The sequence below is a fragment of the Vibrio sp. 10N.261.52.A1 genome, assembly GCF_002876325.1.
In the GTDB taxonomy this organism is placed as follows: domain Bacteria; phylum Pseudomonadota; class Gammaproteobacteria; order Enterobacterales; family Vibrionaceae; genus Vibrio; species Vibrio chagasii.
In genome coordinates this window covers 1-5838 of the sequence record NZ_MCYD01000909.1, presented here as the reverse complement: position 1 = coordinate 5838, position 5838 = coordinate 1, and the positions used below count along the sequence as shown (strand labels likewise).

7 protein-coding genes and 1 pseudogene are annotated in these 5838 nt (G+C 44.7%); 2 read left to right on the top strand and 6 right to left on the bottom strand.

Translation table 11 applies throughout. The features are described from left to right. From BCT81_RS19625 to BCT81_RS19600, 6 genes and pseudogenes are all read right to left on the bottom strand, one after another. Nucleotides 1-705, bottom strand: a pseudogene (locus tag BCT81_RS19625) (oligoendopeptidase F); the annotation flags it as partial. A gap of 125 nt (nucleotides 706-830) precedes the next feature. Further along, nucleotides 831-1448, bottom strand: coding sequence for a histidine phosphatase family protein (locus BCT81_RS19620; RefSeq protein WP_102425546.1), 618 nt, complete (start codon nucleotides 1446-1448; stop codon nucleotides 831-833). A gap of 9 nt (nucleotides 1449-1457) precedes the next feature. Further along, complete coding sequence (gene cobU, locus BCT81_RS19615) at nucleotides 1458-2051, bottom strand: bifunctional adenosylcobinamide kinase/adenosylcobinamide-phosphate guanylyltransferase (RefSeq protein WP_102425545.1); 594 nt, start codon at nucleotides 2049-2051, stop codon at nucleotides 1458-1460. A 26-nt stretch (nucleotides 2052-2077) separates the two neighbouring features. After that, complete coding sequence (locus BCT81_RS19610; RefSeq protein ID WP_102425544.1) at nucleotides 2078-2884, bottom strand: adenosylcobinamide-GDP ribazoletransferase; 807 nt, start codon at nucleotides 2882-2884, stop codon at nucleotides 2078-2080. Then, the gene (gene cobT / locus BCT81_RS19605; RefSeq protein ID WP_102425543.1) at nucleotides 2884-3912 is read right to left on the bottom strand and encodes a nicotinate-nucleotide--dimethylbenzimidazole phosphoribosyltransferase; all 1029 of its coding nucleotides are present in this window, start codon (nucleotides 3910-3912) and stop codon (nucleotides 2884-2886) included. The genes BCT81_RS19610 and cobT overlap by 1 nt, the downstream gene beginning before the upstream one ends. 71 nt (nucleotides 3913-3983) lie before the next feature. Further along, entirely contained in the window at nucleotides 3984-4595 is a 612-nt protein-coding gene (locus tag BCT81_RS19600; RefSeq protein ID WP_102425542.1) for a flavin reductase family protein, read from the bottom strand. A 185-nt stretch (nucleotides 4596-4780) separates the two neighbouring features. On the opposite strand from BCT81_RS19600, the gene BCT81_RS19595 reads away from it, so the two are divergent. Together BCT81_RS19595 and BCT81_RS19590 are read left to right on the top strand one after the other, a co-directional pair. Beyond that, complete coding sequence (locus BCT81_RS19595) at nucleotides 4781-5038, top strand: hypothetical protein (RefSeq protein ID WP_102425541.1); 258 nt, start codon at nucleotides 4781-4783, stop codon at nucleotides 5036-5038. Nucleotides 5039-5317: 279 nt separating this feature from the next. Further along, nucleotides 5318-5803, top strand: coding sequence for a type II secretion system protein (locus BCT81_RS19590; protein WP_102425540.1), 486 nt, complete (start codon nucleotides 5318-5320; stop codon nucleotides 5801-5803). The last annotated feature ends 35 nt before the right edge of the window (nucleotides 5804-5838 follow it).

The window sequence follows — 5838 nt, the reverse complement described above, 5'->3', positions numbered from 1 at the left end:
TTCAGTCAGGCGCCAACCTGCAAGCGCATTTAGAATCGAAGCAAATGACTCTTGGTGCGTCTTCATGGCACCTTGAACAGCGCGCCATGCTGGTTCTTGTTTATCGAATTCACTGCCATACAGCAAGCTAGCGGCTTGTGAGAAACCAAGTGCTTCTTCTTCACCATCAAGTTTCAAAGACAGTTTCAATGAGCCGGTAAGGTTATCGTATAAACGACCCCATGCATCACGGCCATCGACTTTCATGGCTGCTAAAAGCTGTTCTTCAGCCACACTGAGACGGCTGCTTGATAGCTTACGTGAGCTTTCAATCGCGAAGCGTTGGCCTGCAACATCTGCACTATCGTGTTCTAAAACGGCATCAATAAACTCTGGCTCTGCGTGAATCAGCGTATCTTCATAAGGGCTAAACGCTTGTGACATTTCAGAGTTCAGCTTTGCGACACGGCCAAGCAGCGCTTTGGCTTCTGTATGAGTCGCATCTACTGAAGCGTGACAGTTAGCAAAGGTGTTAATTGTGCTCAGTAGCGTGCCTGCCGCTTCTGAGGTCTGGATTGCGTTTTGCATTGCCAGAATGATGTGACGCTTTTCAACATGGAGGTACAAGAGTTCGATACACTGTTGAATGAGTTCAATATCCTGTTCAATTTTTGCATCATCAAGATCGCGATAAGCAATGCTCAGATCCCAACTCGGTGTTGTCATGACTAAATTCCTTTCACGTAGGTAGTAATACCAATCTGGTATAGCGACTGTTAACGCCGCTTTATACTTCTAATTACTTTTAATACTTCTAAGATTGTTAATTCTTAAACTGTGTTTTTGGACACTCAGAGAACAGGCAGGCCTATCGCTTTGACGCTGATAAAGCTCTGCGCGAACTGGGTCACTTGAATATGGGTTATCGATGCATTCTCGATCGACAACTTTGAGTACAGACTCGGATTTTTCCAATCAATATCAAGGCAATGCGCCAATAACATACGAATAACGCCACCATGGGTAACCAACAATAGATTGTCACTTGGATCGTTCAAAACTTGCGACCAAGCTTGAGTTACTCTTTCGTGGAAGCTCCGTAAACTTTCTGCACCATTGAGCTTATGGTTCGATGGGTCTTGCCAAAAAGTGTCGAGCATTGCCCACTTGTCCTCAAGCTCATCAAATGCGATACCATCCACTTCGCCAAAGTTCATCTCTTGAAATTCAGGAGCATCAGACAAAGGCACAGACATGCACTCCGCGTACAAGTGAGCTAAATCGCTACAACGCTTCAACGGTGAAGTGATGACCGCATCAACCGCTATATCCTGATGTACCAAAGCGTCACAAATCTGCTGTTGAAGCTCCGGATTGACCAATACGTCAGAGACACCGTTTAGCGCAGCCTTCCCTTCCACTTTGCCATGTCTGAGCAAATAGATGTTTTTGGTGGTTCCATTGACCATATCAGTGACCTAGCCTTGAGCGTTAATAGAATGATTTGAAGGCTTAAGGTGTAGTGGCAACCCCGCGGCTATTAGAGTGACATGTTCGACAACGCGAGCAACTGCTTGGTTCATACGACCAGCATTATCAACAAATAAGCGCGATACTTTCCCGAGTGGAACAACCCCTAAACCCACCTCGTTCGATACCATGATGATCTGTGCCGGGCTTTGCTCGACGCTTTTGACCAATACTTCAACCACGGCTTCAACCTGTTCATTGGTTGCGTCGTCACCCAGTTCAAAGATGATGTTGTTCAACCACAATGTTAGGCAGTCAATCAGCACCACATCTTCTTTCTCAAAAGACTGCAATTTTTCGGCTAATTCGACGGGTACTTCATGCTCAATCCATTGCTCGCCACGACGTTGTTGATGGTGTGCGATTCGTTCACGCATTTCATCGTCTAAATAGGTCGCAGTCGCTATGTAATGTAGACGCCCATTTGAACATGCTTCAATTGCACATAATGCTTGTTGTTCTGCAAAACTCGACTTACCTGAGCGCGCGCCACCTAAAACAAGATGGTGATGACTCTGATACGCTTGATTATTGGTTGTCATGTGTTGCCTCTAAAATCCTGAATGAGTTACATAAAGCCGTTATAAAACGCAGCGGTAAACACAACGTAAATCAGCAGTTCCATCAACTGTTGAGCCGCGCCCAAACAGTCACCAGTAAAGCCACCAATGCGTGCAATTAACCACTTTTTGAAGCCCACTCTAAACAGGTAAGCAATCACAGCTAAAACACACGTAAACGCTAACCCAAACCACAAGCTTGGCAACAGGCCAACCAACATAAGGCAGACAAGCTCCCCCTTGGTTTGTTTGTTGGCTAAAGGCTTACTCTTGCTCGTATCCAAGTCGCTAACATAAGGCATGTCATAAATAAGGGAGGCCGCAATCGCACGACTGAAGGTGTAGCCAGTTACGATGACCATGAACAATCCGACCGTGCTGACGAGTTCATTGAGCAGAACCCACTTGCCAAGCAGTGCCATTATCAATGCTGATGCGCCATAGGTACCAATTCGGCTATCTTTCATGATGGTCAAACGGCGTTCGAGCGTCATGCCACCACCAATGCCATCCGCCATATCAGTCAAGCCGTCTTCATGGAAAGCACCGGTGAGCATCAAGCTGAAACTCATCATCAAAAAGATGGCAATGGCACTTGGTAGTACAGCATCAAGCAATAAAAATACCCCACCGCACAACACACCGAGTAGTAAGCCAACAGTAGAGAAGTAGCGACCTGAGCGGTTCATACGTTCTTCTGAATAAGGTGTATTCTTTGGCATCGGCAAACGAGAAAAGAAGCCCATGGCTAACGAAAACAGTTCCCATTGATAAGCGATGCGATCTCTCAATGATCTTTCTGGCTTATCACTCATTAAACCGTTACTCCAGCGCTCTCAAAACTCGCCATATTGTTGTAAAACTCTGCCGCCGCTCGAAGGATTGGCATCGCCAGTGCAGCGCCCGTGCCCTCACCTAGCCTTAAACCAAGGTCGAGCAATGGCTCAGCATCGAGCAGGTCTAGTAAGATTTTGTGTCCAGACTCTTCAGAGCGATGTGCAAAGATCATGTAATCGCGACAGTTCGGGTCAATCAAGGTCGCAACATACGCCGCAACTGACACAATAAAACCATCGACCAATACTGGCGTTCTGTTGTGGTAAGCACCAAGGAAACCACCCACCATTTGCACGATCTCGTAGCCACCGACTTGAGCTAAAATCGATTTAGGATCGAGCCCTTTACAGCGCGAAACACCTTGTTCAACCAGCGCCACTTTACGTGCGAGTTGTTCGTTATTGATGCCTGTACCTAAACCAACACACTCTGTCGCAGTTCGCTTTGCTAACGCACTCAAAATGGCAGACGCGCTGCTGGTGTTGCCGATACCCATCTCACCGAACATGATAATGTTCGTGCCATTCGAAATGGTTCTAGATACAAGCTCCGCGCCCAGTTCAATACCACGTTCTACCGTTTCTAAACTCATTGCGGCTTCGTTGGCAAAGTTATTGGTTCGTGTACCCAAACGTTGTGACACTAGCATTGAAGAATCAGCTTCAACTGGCAATAGGATGCCCGTGTCGACTACCGTAATGTCTATATTGTTCACAGCACAAAAACAGTTAATCGCAGCACCGCCGTTTAAGAAGTTCAATACCATCTGCTGCGTGACAGCACTTGGCGCAATACTCACACCTTCGTCAGCGATACCATGATCGCCTGCGAATATAATGATACTCGGCTTGTTCAATTCAATATGTTCGGCCGCCGACTCTTGTCCTTGGCTCTGAATTAATGCTAATTGAAAGGCAACTTTTTCGAGTAAGCCCAATGCGCCAAGCGGCTTAGTTTTTTGGTCAATACGATGTTGGATGTACTGCGAGTATTTTGTATCTAACATAAAATTATGTGGCACTTAGATTGAGGAACGGGTTTTAACGATCTTATCCGCTGGAGCTAAATAGTTAACGCTTATTTAGGACGAGCGACAGAGAAGACATTAGACAGCGTGGCATATTCGCCTCCGCCTAGTCGGGATAAAGGATCAAGTGCTAGTGCATCAATCTTCAAGCGTTCGCTCTCTTTATCGATCACACCTTCAGAGATATACACCTGTTCAACTTGAGCAAAGATAAGGCTTTGCGGTACTTCACCGACTTCTTTAACTTCATACAATGTGCAGCCAAAAGCCACAGCGCACTCCTTCACTCTAGGTAAAGAAAAACCTTCAAACTCAACCAACTCGATATTATTCGCAGTGACTTCAGAGTCACCATGATCGAGCGAGGCTGCTGTCGCCGTCATCACCTCGGCAGAACTGGCTGACGCGATGTGAATAACCAACTTACCCGTTTCAAGGGCATTACGAGTGGTGTCTTTGATTTCGCCCGATGGCTTCTTCCCGACCGATAACATCAGTAGCGGCGGATTGCTGGAAACAGGCGTGAAATACGAGAAAGGCGCTAGGTTGTACGCTTGATCAGAAGATTCCGTCAATGCCCACGCGATCGGGCGAGGAACGACGGTTTGAGTCATCAGGTGATAAACCTGAGTGGGAGCGAGAGTATCAAGCTTGAGGTTCATAGCACGTCCTTGGTCTATGTGAATTACGACCCAGTTTACGTGTTAAGCAAAGCTGTATCTATGCCTAAGTAACAGAAACCGCAGAGAGTGTTCTTAATTTAAGCAATTCAAAACCACTTTTTCTCAAATTGAGAATCAAAAAGACAGCGTAGTTGAGCTCCTAGAGCTACACAAACGAAGAATCAATGACTTACGTTTTGGCACCCTTTATGCTTTGTATGATGTACTTGTTAATCTCTCCATTGATAAGTACCCATACAGTGAACACCCACGCTGTTAGCTACAAAATGCAACACCAAGCAACACAACCGGTTGAAAAAAATAAAGCTCAGAAAAATGATTTAGGAGGTGCGATGATTCCAAACTCAAGCAAAAGAAAACCAAATAAATCAGGTAAGAAAGCAAGCAAAAAGGTAAGGAAAATCCCACTGTCCTTCACCTAAATTTTGCGAAGAAAGTAACAAGCCCGTCGCCCAACGGGCTTTGTTATTTTTGAGGCTAAAAATAGATTAATGCATCACTTCATCGCGCCATCATCAGATCTCATAAGTTAGACAATCCGTACACTTTAAAACCAATAAACCAATTAGATTTCAAGCATTAGTTCACTTGTTAAACTTCGTAAACTTACCCTTACATTTCATAAAGTTATAACAAACTTTCATTTATTTACTCCCTCCCCCTTATTGATAGACTTACCCCATCAATAGTTAAGGGTATTTATGAAAAACAAAGGCTTTACGTTAATTGAGTTGGTTTCGGTTATCGCTATTTTAGGTATTGTCGCTGTCACGGCTGCACCTCGATTTTTAAACATCAAATCGGATGCAACAAAAGCAACGCTCGATGGCTTCATCGGCGCTTTTAACGTAACCAATGAAATAGTCATGGGCAAAGCAGCCATCGAAGGCTTAGAGAAAGAAAAACTCATTCAATTGCCAGACCAAGATGTATGGATTAGATGGGGCGCTATTGCATTAGATTCAGACAATATTAAAAACGCGATGCAAACTGATGACTATCAGTTGCTCAGCTATGGACCGAAATTCAACCCAACCCTCATAGTCTACACGGGTAGAGAAAGGCAATTTAGAGAATTAAAGGGCTATAACTGTTTTGTTCAATTCACGCGATCTTACACCTTAGATCAAACTCAACTCATCAATATTGGCGATCTAACAATCAATAAATTCTATGACGGGTGTTAACCTCTTAACTTAAAAATCTATTACGCTCATTATAT